Source organism: Longimicrobiales bacterium, from assembly GCA_035764935.1.
Lineage (GTDB): Bacteria > Gemmatimonadota > Gemmatimonadetes > Longimicrobiales > RSA9 > DASTYK01.
This window is the reverse complement of sequence record DASTYK010000122.1, coordinates 13,514-30,201: the sequence shown is the minus strand read 5'-3', so window position 1 is coordinate 30,201 and position 16,688 is coordinate 13,514. Positions and strand designations below refer to the sequence as shown.

At 68.5% G+C, this 16,688-nt stretch carries 13 protein-coding genes and 1 riboswitch; of the genes, 3 read left to right on the top strand and 10 right to left on the bottom strand.

The annotated features are described in order from the left end of the window. Nucleotides 1–273 (top strand): helix-turn-helix domain-containing protein (locus tag VFU06_09910; protein ID HEU5209717.1); only part of this gene is annotated, 273 nt, incomplete at its 5' end. A 451-nt stretch (nucleotides 274–724) separates the two neighbouring features. Here VFU06_09910 and VFU06_09905 read toward each other — a convergent pair. Together VFU06_09905 and VFU06_09900 are read right to left on the bottom strand one after the other, a co-directional pair. Further along, entirely contained in the window at nucleotides 725–1,711 is a 987-nt protein-coding gene (locus VFU06_09905; protein ID HEU5209716.1) for a slipin family protein, read from the bottom strand. Then, a complete protein-coding gene (locus VFU06_09900; GenBank protein ID HEU5209715.1) occupies nucleotides 1,708–2,136 on the bottom strand; it encodes a GntR family transcriptional regulator in 429 nt (142 codons plus the stop codon). Before VFU06_09900 ends, VFU06_09905 begins: the two co-directional genes overlap by 4 nt. A gap of 240 nt (nucleotides 2,137–2,376) precedes the next feature. Here VFU06_09900 and VFU06_09895 point away from each other — a divergent pair, with 240 nt between their 5' ends. Next, nucleotides 2,377–2,919, top strand: coding sequence for a thioredoxin family protein (locus VFU06_09895; GenBank protein ID HEU5209714.1), 543 nt, complete (start codon nucleotides 2,377–2,379; stop codon nucleotides 2,917–2,919). A gap of 112 nt (nucleotides 2,920–3,031) precedes the next feature. On the opposite strand, the gene VFU06_09890 is transcribed toward VFU06_09895, so the two are convergent. From VFU06_09890 to VFU06_09875, 4 genes are all read right to left on the bottom strand, one after another. Further along, entirely contained in the window at nucleotides 3,032–4,150 is a 1,119-nt protein-coding gene (locus tag VFU06_09890) for an NAD(P)-binding domain-containing protein (GenBank protein HEU5209713.1), read from the bottom strand. A gap of 67 nt (nucleotides 4,151–4,217) precedes the next feature. Continuing rightward, nucleotides 4,218–4,595 carry a globin gene (locus VFU06_09885; GenBank protein ID HEU5209712.1) on the bottom strand — a complete coding sequence of 126 codons (378 nt, stop codon included), beginning with the start codon at nucleotides 4,593–4,595 and terminating at the stop codon, nucleotides 4,218–4,220. A gap of 12 nt (nucleotides 4,596–4,607) precedes the next feature. Beyond that, the gene (gene metB, locus VFU06_09880) at nucleotides 4,608–6,923 is read right to left on the bottom strand and encodes a cystathionine gamma-synthase (protein ID HEU5209711.1); all 2,316 of its coding nucleotides are present in this window, start codon (nucleotides 6,921–6,923) and stop codon (nucleotides 4,608–4,610) included. Further along, entirely contained in the window at nucleotides 6,920–7,999 is a 1,080-nt protein-coding gene (locus tag VFU06_09875) for a hypothetical protein (GenBank protein HEU5209710.1), read from the bottom strand. The genes metB and VFU06_09875 overlap by 4 nt, the downstream gene beginning before the upstream one ends. A gap of 223 nt (nucleotides 8,000–8,222) precedes the next feature. Then, nucleotides 8,223–8,298: riboswitch (SAM riboswitch) on the bottom strand. 106 nt (nucleotides 8,299–8,404) lie between these two features. On the opposite strand from VFU06_09875, the gene VFU06_09870 reads away from it, so the two are divergent. After that, nucleotides 8,405–9,943 (top strand): aminotransferase class V-fold PLP-dependent enzyme, encoded by a 1,539-nt coding sequence (locus VFU06_09870; protein ID HEU5209709.1) that lies wholly within the window; start codon nucleotides 8,405–8,407, stop codon nucleotides 9,941–9,943. Between the two features lie 24 nt (nucleotides 9,944–9,967). Here VFU06_09870 and VFU06_09865 read toward each other — a convergent pair whose 3' ends face one another. From VFU06_09865 to VFU06_09850, 4 genes are all read right to left on the bottom strand, one after another. Beyond that, nucleotides 9,968–10,537: a hypothetical protein gene (locus VFU06_09865; protein HEU5209708.1), complete on the bottom strand. Its 570-nt coding sequence runs from the start codon at nucleotides 10,535–10,537 to the stop codon at nucleotides 9,968–9,970. A gap of 129 nt (nucleotides 10,538–10,666) precedes the next feature. Further along, nucleotides 10,667–12,127: a TolC family protein gene (locus VFU06_09860; protein HEU5209707.1), complete on the bottom strand. Its 1,461-nt coding sequence runs from the start codon at nucleotides 12,125–12,127 to the stop codon at nucleotides 10,667–10,669. Further along, nucleotides 12,120–15,212, bottom strand: a complete 3,093-nt coding sequence (locus VFU06_09855) for an efflux RND transporter permease subunit (GenBank protein ID HEU5209706.1) — start codon at nucleotides 15,210–15,212, stop codon at nucleotides 12,120–12,122. The genes VFU06_09860 and VFU06_09855 overlap by 8 nt, the downstream gene beginning before the upstream one ends. A gap of 5 nt (nucleotides 15,213–15,217) precedes the next feature. After that, a complete protein-coding gene (locus tag VFU06_09850; GenBank protein ID HEU5209705.1) occupies nucleotides 15,218–16,342 on the bottom strand; it encodes an efflux RND transporter periplasmic adaptor subunit in 1,125 nt (374 codons plus the stop codon). Nucleotides 16,343–16,688 lie beyond the last annotated feature (346 nt).

The following is a 16,688-nucleotide window of genomic DNA, read 5'->3' as shown; positions in this document are numbered from 1 at the left end:
ACGCGTCTGCAGCTGGTTGCACGGCTGGTGCGCGGCGGTCCGCAATCGAGCTCCGGCCTTGCAGCCGGCATGGCTGTCACGCGGCAGGCGGTGAGCAAGCATCTCCGAACGCTCGAAAAGGCGGGCATCGCCCGGAGCCGCCGCTTCGGCCGGGAGCGGATCTGGGAATTGCGTCCGGCGTCGCTGGACGAGGCGCAGATCTATCTGCAGGAGATTTCCGCGCAGTGGGACCTGGCGATCGCGCGCCTGCGGGCGTTCGTGGAGGAGGACTGACGCACGAGGGGAGTGCGACTGCTGAGCGAATCGGGCGGATGGTAGGCGGCACGGCAGCGGAGCCGCGCTCCGCTGCATCATGTGCGGGGGTCGATCACGAAATCAAGGCAACGTTGCACTCGTGGGCTGCCGAACGAACACGTGCAACGTTGACTTCGATAATCACGGCCAATGTTGCTCTCATTCGCCGCCGCATGAACACGCGCGACGTTGACTTCGATAATCACGGCTAACGTTGCACTCATTCGACGCCGCCCCAACAAGCGCAACGTTGACTTCGATGATCACTGCCAACGTTGCTCTCATTCGACGGCGCCTCAACGCGCGCAACGTTGACTTCGATCATCACCGTCGAGACAACCCATCCGGCCCCCAATAGGCCCTGCGCACGTGTGAGCATGGAACGCCGGCTCGACTGTCATGCCCGCCGACCGACGAACCCACGCGAACCTCACTCCTTCGGAACGTCCTTCTCACCCTCGCCCCCGGGCAGCGCCTTGTTCTCGCCGGTCAATCCCGCCGCGCCTGCCATGCCCATCACGCCCGGCAGGTTGAGAGAATCCGCGAGCCCGGACGGCACCACCATGAGGGAGCCGCGCTTCACGATGCTTTCGTACAGCATGTTCATGGCGCGCAGGTTCAGCGCGACGGGGTTTTCGCTGTAGCGCTCCGCTGCCTCGACGAACTTGGAAGCAATCTCCGTCTCGGCAGTGCCGAGAATGATGCGGGCCTGGCGCTCACGTTCGGCCTGTGCCTGTCGTGACATAGCCTCTTCCAGCGCCTGCGGAATGACGACGTCCCGGATCTCGACAGACTGCACCTGGATTCCCCAGTCATGCATCTTGCGGTCGAGCGCTTCCTGGAGGCCGCGGCCAAGCTCCTTGCGCGACTGGATCAGCTCCGCCAGGTCGTGCTTGCCGATGGCATCGCGCAGTGCTGTCTGTGCCGCCAGCATTACCGCCTGACCGTAGTCCTGCACCTCGAGCGCTGCGCGCTCGGCGTCGTAGACCACCCAGAACGCGATGGCGTCGACGTCGACCGGCACCGTGTCTTTTGTCAGACACGACTCCGCGCCGAAGGCCGTCGTGCGGATACGCTGATCGATGTGGTAGCCGATGCGGTCGATGACCGGGATTACCGTGAACAGGCCGGGACCGCGTAAGCCGCGATAGCGGCCCATGCGGAGTACGACCGCCTTCTCCCACTGGTCCGTGTACTTGATCGAAGACCCGGCGAGCATTCCCGCCACCACGCCCGCGACCGCAGCGATCGGTATGGCGAGGCCGGCCAGGAGGAGACCGCCCCCGAGCGCTCCCGCGGCCACGACACCGGCGCCAAGCGCCGGAAGCGGGAAGCGTGTGTCGTCCGGCGAGGGGCCGCTGGTTCGCGCCACTTCACCACCTCCCCTTCGTCGGGCCGGCAGATACGGAGTGCTCATGACCGGGGCTCCTCGTTGCGGGTCTCGTCGGATGTCCGGAAATCGGCGATTGCCTCCAGCAGATCATCCACTGTGAAACCGAGCTCGCCCGCGCGTCCCACCGTCTCCCGGCTGAGCCGCGAAAGCTCCTGCTGCCGCGCGAGCTCCTGCTCCGACGGCTGCGTCAGGCTGATGAAGGAGCCAGCGCCCGGGCGAGTCACCACGACGCCGCGGCGCTCGAGCTCGCGGTAGGCGCGCTCCACACTGCGCGGCGTTACCCCGAGCCCGATCGCCAGCTCGCGCACGGTCGGAAGGCGGCGTCCCACCTCGATGCTGCCTTCGACCACCGCCAGCCACAGCTCGTCGACGATCACCTGCACAGCAGGCTCGCCGCCGCCGCTGCGCAATCGCTCCGAAACCCGCTCGATCAGCTGCCTCGCCTCCATGCGGCCAAGGTAGAGCCGGACGCGAAGGGCGAACAGATCGCCCTGAAGCCGGTGTGCTGCTCCACTCGAGGAAGAATATCGCGCTCCGACGCCTGCAATTGCCCGCAAATTCTGGATCGATTCTGTCGTTTCGGCGTACTATCCCGTCACATGAACGAGACCGGACACACCGGCGAAGGTGACGGCAAAGGGGGGGCACCCCCTTGGCCTGTGGCACATACGCAGGAAAGGCAAGCTGGCATGAAGAATCGATTCGAGGGGGCGCAGACGCTCCCGGAGTTCATAGCGGAGGCGGAACAGAACAGGGAGCTGTGGCAGTCGATTTACGCGCGCGCGACGATCGGCGAGGAGATCCTGGAGCTGGCGCGACAGCTTCCGGAAAAGCGGCATCTGCTGGTGCTGCTCGAGGACTGGTGCGGTGACGCGTTCAACTCGGTTCCATGGCTGGCGCGCCTGGCCGATGCCGTGGCGGACCGGCTCGAGCTGCGCGTGCTGAAACGTGATGAGAACCTGGACCTGATGGACGCGCACCTGTCGCCGACGGGTGGCCGCGCGATTCCGGTCGTGATGATTCTCGACGAAAACTTCGAGGAGATCGGCTGGTGGGGCTCGCGTCCTGCCGCGCTGCAGGCGTGGTTCGACGAGACCGGCCGCGCGCTCGAGAAGGAGGAACGCTTCCGCCAGATCCGTCTGTGGTACGCCCGCGATCGCGGCGTTTCCACGCTGACGGAGGTGCTGGCGATCGCAGGCACTCCGCTCGCCGAAGCGCAGTCCGCCATCTGACGCACAAACCTGCGGGGTCGACGCCGCTCCCTGGCGTCATCCCGCAGGCGACGTCCTCACAAAAGCCTCGGCGTTTTCATCAGCTCCCCGGCGTCGACCGCAGGCGACGTCCTCACGAAAGCCCCAGCGTTTTCATCAGCTCCGATGCGGCCGCGCCGCCGGCGCGATTCGCTCCGATCGTGGACGCGGAAGGGCCGTAACCGACCAGGTGTACGCGTGGCTCCCTGGCGACCTGCGTCGCTAGCCGTCCAGTCATCCGTATGCCGCCCCCCTCCTCGCGCAGCATCAGCGGTGCGAGATGGTCGAGCGAGCTGCGGAAGCCGGTGCACCAGAGGATCACGTCCGCCCTGACATCCGACCCGTCCTCCCAGCGCACCCCCTCCTCGGTGATCTCCGCGAACATCGGCAACCGCTCCAGCACGCCACGCTGCCGCATATCCATGATGGCAGGTGTGACCGGGAGCCCTGTCACGGACACGACGGAGCCCGGCGGCAGTCCGCGGCGCACGCGGTCTTCGACGATCGCGACGGCAGCGCGACCGCGCTCCTCGTCGAACGGGCCTTCGCGGAAGTCGGGTGGGCTGCGCGTGACCCACGTCGTTGACGTGACGCGCGAGATCTGGTCGAGCAGCTGGATCGCGGAGATGCCGCCGCCGACGATCACGACGTGCCGGCCGGCGAACTCGTCCGCAGTCCGGAAGTCTTTCGTGTGCAGCTGTCGCCCGCGGAAGCGGTCCCTGCCCGGGTAGTCGGGGATGTAAGGGCTGTCCCACGTACCGGTTGCGTTGATGATGCCGCGCGCCGAGATGTAGCCGCCGCCGTCGATCTCCACGCGGAACCGGTCGTCGCGCCGGCAGACCACGGTCACGCTGACGGGCCGGTACACCGGCAGCTGGAACGTCCGTTCGTACTCCGCGAAGTACGCCGGCACCGCGTCGCTCGCGCGTACTTCCTGCTGCGCCGTGTCGATCACATCGCTGAACTTCAGCCCGGGCAGATCGTGCAGGCGGTTTACGGTGCTCAGCGTAAGCGACGGCCAGCGGTACTGCCAGGCGCCGCCGGGCTGCGGGTAGCGGTCGAGAACGAGGAACTCGCGAACCGGCTCGAGCGCGCGGCGCTTCAGGTGGTACGCCGACGACAGCCCGCCCTGCCCGGCACCGATCACAACGATTTCCGTGCGCAGTGCTACGCCCGGCGGCGGCTGCGACTCGGCGGGCGGGCCGTCGCTCATCCGGGTCTCTTCAGCATCGAGACTTCGAGGTGGGGGCGGCGTGAGCGAGCGACTGTCACGGCGTCGCTCATCCCGGCCTGTTCACCATCATCGCTGCCACGGCATCGAAGAACATGCGCAGCGCGCGCTCCGCGTCGGGGGGCAACCGTGTCTCGAGCAGCGCGCGGTCCATCAGCTCGAGCCAGCGGTCACGCGCGCGTGCGTCGATGGCAAACGGCACGTGGCGCGCCCGCAGCCGGGGATGGCCGCGCTGCTCGATGTAGCGCTGCGGCCCGCCGAACCGGCCGACCAGGAAGTCGCGCAGGCGCTGCTCCGCCCCGTCCATGTCGTCCCGCGGATACATCGGCCCCAGGACGTCGTCGTCGGGGACATGCCTGTAGAACGCTGCGACCAGCCGCTGGAAGCCGTCCTCGCCGATCGCCTGGTAGATGTCCGTCTCCTGCATTCCTGCCCTGTCTCAGTGCTGCTGCAACAGTGTTTCGACCCGGCCCTCGCCGCTCTGCACCCCGGCCGGCTCCCCCTCCCCGTCCGCACGATGCAGCGCGTTCTCCAGATCCGAAACCAGGTCCTCGATGTCCTCGACGCCGACCGACAGCCGCAGCAGCGAATCACTGATGCCCGCGTGCCTGCGCGCCGCTGCATCCATCGAGGCGTGTGTCATGGTCGGTGGATGTGCGACGAGACTTTCGACGCCGCCCAGCGACTCGGCGAGGCTGAAGCACTCGAGGCCGGCGACGAAGCGCTCCACGGCCTGTACGCCGCCCCGCAGCTCGAACGAGAGCATCGCGCCGAAGCCGCGCTGCTGGCGTCGTGCGATGTCATGGCCGGGATGTGAAGCCAGCGACGGATGATGCACCGCGGCGACGGCCGGATGCAACACCAGCTGCTCGACTACGGCGCGCGTGTTGGCCTCGTGCACGCGCATGCGCGCGTGCAGCGTACGCACACCGCGCTGGGTGAGGAAGCTGTCGAAGGGCGAGCCGGTCACGCCGAGGCAGTTGGCCCACCAGCCGATCTCCTCGGCGACGGCGGCGTCGCTCGCGACGATCGCGCCGCCGACCACGTCGCTGTGACCGTTCAGGTACTTGGTCGTCGAGTGCACGACGATGTCTGCGCCATGCTCGATCGGCGTCTGCAGCACCGGTGAGAGGAACGTGTTGTCCGCGACGACCAGTGCGCCGACGTCGTGGGCGGCAGCGGCCAGCGCCGCGATGTCGGTGATGCGCAGCAGGGGATTGCTCGGTGTCTCGATCCAGAGCACGCGCGGCCGCAGTGCACGCACGCGACTGGCGGCATCGGGCGCTGTCAGGTCGAGCAGCTCCAGCCGGAACGAGCCCCGCGCCGCGAGTGACGTCATGAGGCGGTGTGTGCCGCCGTAGCAGTCGTGCGGCGCGACGAGCAGGTCACCCGGCCGCAGCAGGTGGAGCGTGGCGGTGATCGCCGCCATGCCGGTCGCGGTCACGAGGCCGGCAACGCCGCCCTCGAGCGCGGCGATCGTCGCCGCGAGCGTGTCGCGCGTGGGGTTGCCCGAGCGCGTGTAGTCGTAGCGGCCCTTCCGGTTCAGCCCTTCGAATTCGAATGTCGTGGACAGGTGGATCGGCGCGATCACTGCGCCGTGCTGCCCGTCCGTGCCGATGCCTGCCCGTGCCGCGATCGTCGCGCTTCCGTGCGCGGGCCGCGGTGCTGCTCCGGCGCGCTCCTGCGCCACGACCGACTGCTCCACGCGGGCCGCATAGCTCGTTGTCGGAGCCAGCGCGGGCGCACGCGGGTCCGCTGCGAGCGCGTCACCGATCAGCGTACCGACGCGGGTGGCCTCCTTGAGAAAACCGTCGTGCCCGTACTGCGTGCTCACGACCTGGAGCGTTGCGCGCGCGCCCAGCGCGCCGGCAAGTGCCCGCACGTCGGCCAGCGGCACGAGCGCGTCCGTGTCGAAGGCGACCAGCGTACAGCGCGCCTCGATCTGCGCGGGATCGACGTCGTGCAGATCGAGCGACTCGGACAGCGCGAGCAGCGATGCGGCAGGTACCCCGCGCGCGTATGCGGCTGCGTGATGATCGAGGTAGCCGTCGACCGGGAAACGGGCGGGGCGTACGTCGTCCGGTTCGGCCGCGAAGCGCTGCTCGAACTCCGCGGCACTGCGGTATGTCGTCATCGCGAGCGCGCGGGCAATGGCGACACCGTGCTCGGGCGCGCCTCGATCGGTGCCGAGCCGCACGATCCTGCGCTGCACCGAGCGCCAGGCCGTTGCCATCGGGTGCGAGCGGTGCGCAGCGCACAGCACGACGAGCCGTGCGACGCGCTCCGGCCGGGCTGCCGCGAGCGCGAGTGCGACCATGCCGCCGTACGAGGCGCCGACCGCGGCGTGCAGCACGTCGACGCCGAGATCATCGAGCACCAGTGCGAGGGCGCGGGCCTGGTCGGCGGTCGTGAGAGCCGGCCAGTCGCCATCCTCCGTGGGCCGTGACGAATCGCCGGCCGATCCGAGATAGTCGACGCCGATCAGGCGGAACCGCGCTGGATCCAGTGCAGCGCCTGCACCGACGACGCCCGGCCACCATCCGTCTCGCAATCCGGTACCATCATCGATCAGCAGCCGGCGCGATGCGGAGATGCCGCCCAGGACGAGCACGGGCGGCGCGTGCGCGGGGCCGAATGTGCTCCATGCGAGACGCACGTCGTGCAGCGTTCCATGGTCGCCCGCGAGAAACGGCACCTCGGTTACACCATGGCTGCAGAGCGACTCACGGCGCTCGAGCGTGACCTGCGTGCTCATCGCGCCACCCCCGACACGGTCGCGGCGATCCGCTGCGTGCGGCTGCCGAGTGCGACGACGTCGACCCAGAGCGCGTCGGCCGTTGCGGCGGCACCCAGCCCGCCGCCTATGTGCAGCCGCCGCTCGTTGCGTGTCAGGTCATAGCGGTACACGACACGCCCGACCGGCGATGCAAGCGCCGAAGACCGGTCCACCTCCTCGTAGCCGGCATGCACGCCGTGCGGTGTTGCGCGTGCGACGAGCCGCGTCGTTGCGCCCCGCGCCACCCGCTCTCGGATGACGGCGTGATCGAGGCTGCGGATGTCTTCGCACTGGATCGTGTCCGCGTCGATGCGCTCTCCACGCAGTGCACCCGCAACCACCGCCAGCTTGACCGCCGCGTCCCTGCCTCGCAGGTCCAGTTCCGGGTCGGCCTCGAGGTACCCGCGCTGGTTCGCCTCCTCGATGCCCTCCGCGAGCGTGCCGCCACGCTCGATGCACTCCAGGATCGTCGTCGTGGACGCGTTGCCGACGATCGCGGCCTCACGCCAGCGACGCCGCAGCTCCGGCAGCTCCCGCGCGAGCTGCTGGCCGGTCCCGCCCAGCACTGCGTTGCAGCCGACCGAGCCGGCACTGTCCGTCAGCCAGGCGGCCGAGCGCTCGGCAATCGCGTCCTTGGCTGCCAGCGCGATTGCGGATCCGCGCGCCAGCACGGCATCGAGCAGCGCCGTCCATTCCGGGCGATCGCCGCGCGTGGCCGTGGCATCGACCACAACGCCTGCATCGACCCGCGCAACGGCATCCGCAGTGGGAATCCGCCATGCGCCCGGCCACTCCGCGAGCGCCCGGCCCGCGGCCTTCCACGCCAGGATGCGCAGAGGATCGAGGCCGTGCGACGCCGCCACGGTCGCCGTCGAGTCCGACACCGCGACCAGTCGGCGGCCGCTCAACGCAATGCGCTGAAGCAGTGCGCGCCCGACCGCGCCGGCGCCGAGCAGGTGTACGGTCCCGACGTCATCCGTCGGCGACGTGCCCGAGGTGCGGTGGGCATCCAGCTCCGTCTGGTCCGTCACGGCGATCAATCTCGACTGCGGCATTCCCGGCCTCCACTGTTCGGTGCGCCCCGTTGGGCAATGAAAAACCGGCCATCTCCGGGGGGAGAGGGCCGGTTCGTTCGTTTGCTTTCGCGTTCAGCGTGCACGACGACGATCGTCCGCGTCTCCCCGTGGAGGCCCGGTCATGCGCATCATCATCATCATCATCGTCGGCGCGTGAACCATCATCACTGCTGCTCCGGAAACAGAAAACGCCCGTGCGGTGCGACCGCCGGGCGACGCACTTTAGCAATTTGTTTAACGTGGCTTGCAAGCGGCGGCAAATCACCACGACCGGATTGTCGTCTCAATGTCTAACGCCGGGCCCCGGGTTCGCGCAAGGGAGCCCGGTGGCGCCAACCGGCAGCGGGCGCTAACTCTCCAGTTCCCCCTGGAGACGCTGATTCGATGAAACCGCTGTTCGAGCAACAGGACCAGCTGCCCGACGATCGCCGGGTCCCTCTCGCCATTTCGGGTGACGAGTTCCGCCGCATAGGCCATGAGCTGGTCGACACGATCGCAGCGCTGCTCTCCTCTTACCGCGAGCGCCCCCTGACGCCCGACGAGTCACCCGCCGATCTGCGGGCGCTCATCGGCGGCGACGCTTCTCTGCCCGAGCACGGCGCGGACGCGGGGGAGCTGATTGCGGCCAGCGCGCAGCTCCTGAGAGAGCACTCCCTGTTCAACGGCCATCCCCTCTTCTTCGGCTACATCACTTCGTCGCCGGCGCCGATCGGGATCCTGGCGGACATGCTCGCTGCCGCGATCAACCCCAACCTCGGGTTGTGGCGTCTTTCGCCGATTGCGACGGAGATCGAGCAGCAGGCCGTACGCTGGGTGGCCGAGCTGATCGGCTACCCGGCGGAGTGCGGCGGACTGTTCGTGAGCGGCGGCAACATGGCCAACACGGTCGCACTGTATGCGGCGCGTGCGGCGGCTGCCGACTGGGACATCCGTGCCGGTGGCGTGGCGGGCCCGGGCGCGCGGCGGCTGCGCGTGTATGCATCCGGGGAAACGCACACGTGGATCCACAAGGCCGCGGACCTGTGCGGCATCGGTACCGACTCGATCCGCTGGATCCCGATCGACGAGCGGCAGCGGATGGACGTGAGTGCGCTGCGCGACGCAATCGAGAGGGACATCGAGGCCGGCGATCGTCCGATGATGGTCGCAGGTACTGCGGGCACCGTGAGCACGGGCGCGGTCGACCCCGTTGGCGAGATCGCCGACCTCTGTCTCGAGCTGGGCGTGTGGTTCCACGTGGACGGCGCATACGGCGCGCTCGCGGCGAATGTGGACGGCACACCGGACGACCTGCGCGCGATCGGGCGTGCCGATTCCGTCGCCGTCGATCCGCACAAGTGGCTGTATGCACCGCTCGAGGCGGGCTGCACCCTGGTTCGTGATCCTGCCCACCTGCGCAACGCCTTCTCCTACCATCCGCCCTACTACCATTTCGGTGAGGAGGCGGTGAACTACGTGGATTACGGCCCGCAGAACTCGCGGGGGTTCCGCGCGCTCAAGGTCTGGCTGGGTCTGCGGCAGGCAGGACGTGAAGGCGCGCTGCGCATGATTGCCGATGACATCCGGCTGAGCGAGCGGCTGCATGCCAACGTGCAGCGCGAGGCGGAGCTGGAGCCGCTCACGCAGGAGCTCAGCATCACGACGTTCCGCTACATCCCGCCGGACCTGCGGGCGAGCACGGACCGCGAGGAGGTGCGCGCCTACCTGGACGAGATCAACCAGGCCCTGCTCGAGCGGATCCAGTCGTCGGGCGAGGCGTTCGTGTCGAATGCGGTGATCGACGGGACGTACACGCTTCGGGCGTGCATCGTGAACATGAACACGCGGAGCACCGACGTGGACGCGCTGCCGGGGATCGTTGTGCGGCTGGGCCGTGAGCTGGACGCGACCATGCGGCCGGCGGACCTGCAGAGATCACAGTAGCCGCAACACAGCGGACGGAACCGGCTACTGCTCCGGACTGCTGACCCGCTCTGCGGCCGCTGCCAGCTCCTCCTGCATGCGCTGCAGCTCCTCGCGATGCTCCACGACGAAGTCGAGGTTCGCAGGATTCATGTGCGTGGCGGCGAGCACCGTGTCGCGCTGTGCGCCCATGTCGAGTGACGCCTGGGCGAAGCTTGCCTGGAACAGCGCCAGCATGATCACGCCGTACTCGCGCACGCTCAGGCCCGCCTGCTCGACCGCATTCCGGATCTCGGGCACACCGCCAAACCGCTGCTCCATTGCATCCAGGCTGAACTCCTCCGCGTTCATGCTCGCGCTCTGCGCGAGCTCCGGATTCTGCTGCATCGCGGAATAGATGTTGAGCTGCGCCCGGTGCATCTTCTGCACGGCGTCCATGCTGAGGCGGTAATCGGAGACCTCCTCGATATCCCCCTCGTTGTTTTCGCCCATCCGCGGCGCATCCGCTGCGGGGGGCGATTCACGCACTGGCCGGGCGTCCGTGTCCGCATCACCGCCGCACGCGGCAGCAAGCAGGAGCAGAAGCGATGCAGCGAAGCGCGTTCGTGAAAACATCTCGGCGACTCCATGTCGGTCGGACGTACGCGAAAACGAACGGGGAGCCGAAGCTAGCTCCGGCTCCCCGCACTCCGCCACCGCCACCGCCGCCACCCTGCCGCACGCACGACTGAGCTGCTGCACCGCCTATCGGGCCGGCAGTACCATCCCGCCCACGGCGCGGTACACCGCCACCAGCCATGCCCGTGCTTCGGTCCGTCCTGCCGCCAGCCGGTCCTGTGCCGCGAGCTGGCGGCTCTCGGCGTCGAGCACCTCGAGGAAGTCCGCGCCGCCCTCCTCGAAGCGCAGCCGCGCCAGTTCGGTTGCCCGCTCGCTCGCGGCCGCGGCGTCCTCCAGGTGGCGCAGCCGCTCGCGCGCGCTGTGGTAGGCGTCGAGCGACGTCTGCACCTCCTCCTGCGCCCGCAGCACGGCCTGCTGGTGCTGCGCGGCCGCTTCCCGCTGATGCGCCCGGGCCTCGTCGACGCCGGTCTTCACGCGACCGATATCGAACAGCGGCCACGAGATGACAGGGCCGACCGCATAGCGGGGCGTGCCGCTGTTGCCGAACGCGTCGAGCTCGCTTGCCGTGTAGCCGGCCACACCGCCGATCGCGATGCGCGGCAGGTAGCTCGCCTTCGCCGAGCTGACGAACTCGCGCTGTGCGGCGACGCGACTTGCTGCGCTGCGTACGTCCGGGCGACGTCGCACCGCGTCGTCCTCGTCCGGAAGCTGCAGCTGAGCCGGCAGCTCGAACTCATGCTTCGCAGCCGGCTGCAGGACGTCGCCCTGGCCGGGCGCACGTGCGAGCAGCACGCTGAGTCGGTGCTGCGCCGCACTGATCCCCGCTTCGAGCGCGGGAATCTCCGCCAGCGTCGAGCTGAGCTGCGCCTGCGCGCGTTCCGTATCCAGTGCAGTGCCGCGACCGGCTTCCAGCAGGTTGCGCGTCAGTTCCAGGCTGGACTCCTGGTTCTGCGCGTTGCGACGCGCCACCGCGAGCCGCTCCTCCAGGCCACGCAGCTCGAAATAGGCACGTGCAACTTCGGCCACCACGATCACATGTGCGCCACGCACGTCCTCCTCCGCTGCGTCCAGCAGCGCGCCGTGACCCTGCAGCGCATTGCGGTTGCGCCCGAACAGGTCCAGCTCCCAGGAGAGCTGCACGCCGGCCTCCCAGATGTCACGATCCGGCAGCGAGCCGCTCAGACCGGGCATGCTCGCACTGGCCAGCCGCTGCCGGCTGTACGCGGCGTCCGCCGTGATCGTCGGCGCGAGGTCCAGCGCCGCCCCCGTCCGGACTGCGCGCGCCGCTGCGATCCGGGCCTCGGCAGCATCGACCTCCCGGTTCGCGTCCAGGCCCGCACGGATCAGCCGCGACAACGTCGTGTCACCAAGTGCGTTCCAGAACCCGAGCGGGTCCGCGTCCCACGCGTCCGCGCTCTGCTGCGGAGCCTCGTCCGGTGCTGGCGGCGCAGCAAGCACCACCCGTCGTTGTTCCGGTCGCGGCTCGTGCATCTGCCGGACGGGCTCCTGTGCACCGGCGGCGCTCGCTCCCGCCGCTGTCACGACGAGAACGAGAGCCACGGTGTTGGCGATGCGCTCACTACGCATGCGCCGGCTCGAGCGCACGCGCGCCCGCCTCCTCTGCCGGCCTCCAGGCCGGGACCTCCGCCGACCGATGCTCCGCGGCGATCAGCGAGTAGAACACCGGCACGACGAACAGCGTGAAGACCGTGCCGATCACCATGCCGGCGACGAGCACGATGCCGATGCTGTTGCGCGCAGCGGACCCCGGGCCGTGCACGAACACGAGTGGCAGGTGCCCGAACACCGTCGCCGCGGATGTCATGAGAACGGGGCGCAATCGCGTGAGCGACGCTTCACGCAGCGCATCCAGCTTGCTGCGCCCCTGCTCCTGCAGTGTGTTTGCGAACTCCACGATCAATATTCCGTTCTTCGCGATCAGCCCGACCAGTGTGATCAGCCCGACCTGCGAATAGATGTTGATGGTCGTCAGATCCAGCCAGCTGAACAGCAGCGCACCCGAGATCGCGAGCGGCACAGAGCCGAGCAGCACGATCAGCGGATCACGGAAGCTGCGGAACTGCGCGGCGAGCACGAGATAGATCAGGACCAGCGCGAAGCCGAGCGTCTGCGTCAGTGCCGAGCCCTCGTGCCGGATCTGCCGCGACTCGCCCGCATAGTCGATCGTGACACCCGGCCCCGCCGCCGCGAGCGCCGCATTCTCCAGCACCTGCAGCCCCTCGTCCTTGGTGACACCGGGCATCACACCGCCGAACACCCGTACCGCGTTGCGCTGCTGGAACCGGTTCAGCGTGCGCGGCGCTGCACTCGTCTCGATCCGCGCAAACGACGACACCGGCACCATCGCACCGGACGGCGTGGGGATCTTCAGGTCCAGCGCCGCAGCAACCGTCGCGCGGTCCTCCAGGTTGATCTGCGGAATGACCTTGTAGCTGCGGTCGAAGTAGTTGAACCGGTTGACGTAGCCGCCGCCCAGCAGCGTGCCCAGCTCACGGCCGACGGTTGCCAGGTCCAGCCCGAGATCCGCGATCTCGTCACGGTCCAGCACCACCCGCGCCTCCGGCAGGTCGATCTTCAGGTCCGTATCGACGTACAAAAACATCCCGCTCTGGAAGCCCGCGCCGATGATCGCACCGACCGTCTCCAGCATCTGCTCGGGCGGAACGTCGCTCTGCAGCACCAGCTCGACGTCGTACTGGCCCGGCGTGGGCAGCGGCGGATCCAGCCGCGGGAATACCTGCAGCGACGGTATCTGCGACACGCGCCCATACACCTCGCCGTACATTTCCTCCGTCGAGCGCTCGCGCTCCGTCCAGTGCTTCGCGTCCATGCCGCCGAACGCGCCCCAGGGCGCGGCCAGCGACCACATGAAGCGCGCCTCCGGCAGCGACGTCATCGTCGCGACGACCTCGTGCGACGCGGCATTGACCGCCGGCAGCGAGGCATCGGGCGATGCCTGCATGAACAGCGAGATGTGCCCCTGGTCCTCGATCGGCGCCAGCTCCTTGCGCGACATCGTGTACATCGGCCACGCGGCGAGCGCGATCAGCAGCGATGCAGCGACGATGGCCCAGCGCATCTCGAGCGCACCGTCCAGCAGCCCCGTGTACCGCTCACGCACCGCATCGAAGCCGCGGTTCACCAGGCGAGTGAGCCGCCCCTGGCCGCCGTGCTCCTTCAGGAATTTCGAGCTCATCACCGGCGACAGCGTGAGCGCGACGAAGCCCGACACGACGACGGCCGCCGCCAGCGTGATCGCGAACTCCAGGAACAGCGCACCCGTAAGGCCGCCCTGGAAGCCGATCGGCGTGTACACGGTCGCGAGCGTGATCGTCATCGCGATGATGGGACCGACCAGCTCGCGCGCTCCGTCGATCGCCGCCTGCACGCGTGACTTCCCCAGCTCGATGTGCCGCTCCACGTTCTCGACGACGACGATCGCATCGTCGACGACGAGTCCGACCGCCAGCACGATCGCCAGGATCGTCAGCAGGTTCAGGCTGAAGCCGAACGCCAGCATCACGATCGTCGCACCGATCAGCGACACGGGCATCGCGACCAGTGGCACGATCGCCGTGCGGATCGAGCCCATGAACATGAACACGACGAAGCCCACGATCAGCATCGTCTCGGCCAGCGTCTTCGAGATCTCCGCGATCGCGTCCTGCATGAACGTCGTGCCGTCGTACGCCATCTGCATCTCGATGTCCGGCGGCAGCGACGCCTGCATCTGCTCCATCTGCTCGTACAGCCGGTGCGCTACCTCGATCTCGTTGGCACCAACGAGCGGGTACACGCCGAGATAGACCGCCTCGTCATGGTTGAACTTCGCGACGAACTCGGCCTCCTCCGCCCCCAGCTCCACCCTGGCGACGTCGCGCAGTCGCACGACCGCTCCGTCACGCTCCGCAACGACGAGCTGCTCGAACTCCTCGACCGTGCGCAGGTCCGTGTTCGCCAGCAGGTTGACCTGCACCTCGTCGCCCTTGGTCTGGCCGACCGCGGCGAGGTAGTTGTTGCGCTGCAGGGCAGCGTAGATGTCGCCGGGCGCCAGGTTCAGCGCCGCCAGTCGCGACGGGTCGATCCACACCCGCATCGCGATCTGCTGACCACCCTCGATCGAGACCTTCTGCACCCCCTGCACCGTCGAGAACTGCGGCTGCACCGTCCGCATCAGGTAGTCGGTGACCTGGGGGATGCTCCGCTCCCTGGAGCTGAAGCTCAGGTAGAACGTGGCGTACGGACGGTCCGCACGCTGCACGTCCACCGTCGGTGGCTCCGCGTCCGGCGGCAGCTCGCTGCGTACCTGCTGCAGGCGCGCGGTGACCTCCGCGAGCGCCGCCGTCGCATCATGGTTGAGCTTCAGCCGCACGGTCACGGTGCTCACGCCCGCACGACTGGTCGACTCGATGTGGTCGATACCACTGATCGCGCTGACCGCACGCTCGATCGGCGTCGTCAGAAAGCCACGTACCGTCTCGGCACTCGCACCGAAGTACACGGTCGTGATCACGACCTGCGTGCTCTCCGTCTGCGGGTACTGCTGCACCGGCAGCGCCTGCAGCGCACGCCAGCCGACCAGCACGATCACCAGGTTCACCACGATCGCCAGGACCGGGTGGCGGATGAATGTGTCGGTGAACGATTTCATTGCGCTCACCTCCCCGCCTGCGCCGACTGCGTTCCGTCACTGACCTGGACCAGCACACCATCACGCAGCTTGAACGAACCGGATGCCGCGATGCGCTCACCGGCTTCCAGGCCGGAAAGGATGACCACGGAATCGCCGACGACCGGGCCGGACTCGACTCGCCGCAGCTGCGCGCGCGTCTGACCGTCCACGTCCGCCAGCACGAACACGTGATCACCGCCCGGACCCTTGCGCAGAGCCGTCACCGGAACCGTCACCGCGGGCACCTCGGCGCCCACGCCGACCCGGACACGCACCGACGACCCGGGGGCCAGCCGGTCGAGCGCATCACGGATCCGTGCACGCACCACCGCGTTGCGCGTGACCGGATCCACGCGCGCATCCACCGCGACGATCTGCGCCGGTACGACCAGGGCCTCATCCTCACCGACGACCACCTCCACCTGGCCGCCCGGACGCAGTGTCGCCGCGATATCCTGCGGAACCGTGAAGTCGACGTTCACCTCGTCGTCCACACCCTGCAGCGTCGTCAGCAGTGCGCCCGCCTCCAGGAACTGTCCGGGATGGACGTCCGCGATGCCGACCCGCGCACGGAACGGCGCACGGATCGTCTTGCGCGCGATCACCGCCTCGATGCGCGCGATCTCCGCGAGCGCGACGTCACGCTCCGCCCGCGCATTGTCCAGCTCGATCGCCGACACCGCCTGCCGCGCCGCCATCCGCTGCGTCCGCTCCAGCGTCGTCTGCGCCAGATCCGCCCGAGCCTGCAGCGCCCGCAACTCCGCCTCCTCCACCGAAACGTCCAGCGCAACGAGCACCGTGCCGGCCCCCACGACCTGCCCCGACTTCAGCCCCACCCAGCGGACCGTGCCCGGCAACTCGTTGCGCAACGTGATCGATCGGGTCGCCAGCACTGTCCCGATCGCTGTCGTCGAGCCGCGATGCGTCCGCGACTGTGCAACCGATGCAGTCACGACCTGCGCCGGCTCCGCCATGACCGCCTCGGCATGCGCACCCTCACCGAATACATCGCGCAGCGCGACGATCCCGCCGCCCACCACCACGATCCCGCCGAAGAGCACCGCCGACCGCAGCCAGGCGCGTGATTTGTTTCGAATCTGACTCGCCATAATTCCCCGTCCCTCACCCGATTCCCGTCAGATGGTTTGATAACCGTGATACTGCCGTGACAACAAAAAACCGCCGCGCCCCTGCGCGTGCGGCCTGTTCACCAGCCGATTCTGTCAGACGAACGAACTGCAGAGTTTGCGACACCTCCCCGCCGGCCCATCCCCGTCCTGCCAGTTCCCGTGTCGCGCCGGGAACCTCGAGCTCCTGATTTCAGGCGCCTGCGCCCCGCCAGTTCCCGTGTCGCGCCGGGAACCGCGAGCTCCTGATTTTCAGGCGCCTGCGCCCCGCCTGGTGAGCTTCGGCGCCGGGCGCCTCGTCCGCTTCACCGATGCTCCCGGGCCCCTG

Excerpts from the sequence above, each read along its gene's own strand:
- VFU06_09905 (HEU5209716.1), bottom strand. The coding sequence starts at position 1,711 with ATGAGCACTCCGTATCTGCCGGCCCGACGAAGGGGAGGTGGTGAAGTG.
- VFU06_09900 (HEU5209715.1), bottom strand. The coding sequence starts at position 2,136 with ATGGAGGCGAGGCAGCTGATCGAGCGGGTTTCGGAGCGATTGCGCAGC.
- VFU06_09895 (HEU5209714.1), top strand. The coding sequence starts at position 2,377 with ATGAAGAATCGATTCGAGGGGGCGCAGACGCTCCCGGAGTTCATAGCG.
- VFU06_09890 (HEU5209713.1), bottom strand. The coding sequence starts at position 4,150 with ATGAGCGACGGCCCGCCCGCCGAGTCGCAGCCGCCGCCGGGCGTAGCA.
- VFU06_09885 (HEU5209712.1), bottom strand. The coding sequence starts at position 4,595 with ATGCAGGAGACGGACATCTACCAGGCGATCGGCGAGGACGGCTTCCAG.
- metB (HEU5209711.1), bottom strand. The coding sequence starts at position 6,923 with ATGAGCACGCAGGTCACGCTCGAGCGCCGTGAGTCGCTCTGCAGCCAT.
- VFU06_09875 (HEU5209710.1), bottom strand. The coding sequence starts at position 7,999 with ATGCCGCAGTCGAGATTGATCGCCGTGACGGACCAGACGGAGCTGGAT.
- VFU06_09870 (HEU5209709.1), top strand. The coding sequence starts at position 8,405 with ATGAAACCGCTGTTCGAGCAACAGGACCAGCTGCCCGACGATCGCCGG.
- VFU06_09865 (HEU5209708.1), bottom strand. The coding sequence starts at position 10,537 with ATGTTTTCACGAACGCGCTTCGCTGCATCGCTTCTGCTCCTGCTTGCT.
- VFU06_09860 (HEU5209707.1), bottom strand. The coding sequence starts at position 12,127 with ATGCGTAGTGAGCGCATCGCCAACACCGTGGCTCTCGTTCTCGTCGTG.
- VFU06_09855 (HEU5209706.1), bottom strand. The coding sequence starts at position 15,212 with ATGAAATCGTTCACCGACACATTCATCCGCCACCCGGTCCTGGCGATC.
- VFU06_09850 (HEU5209705.1), bottom strand. The coding sequence starts at position 16,342 with ATGGCGAGTCAGATTCGAAACAAATCACGCGCCTGGCTGCGGTCGGCG.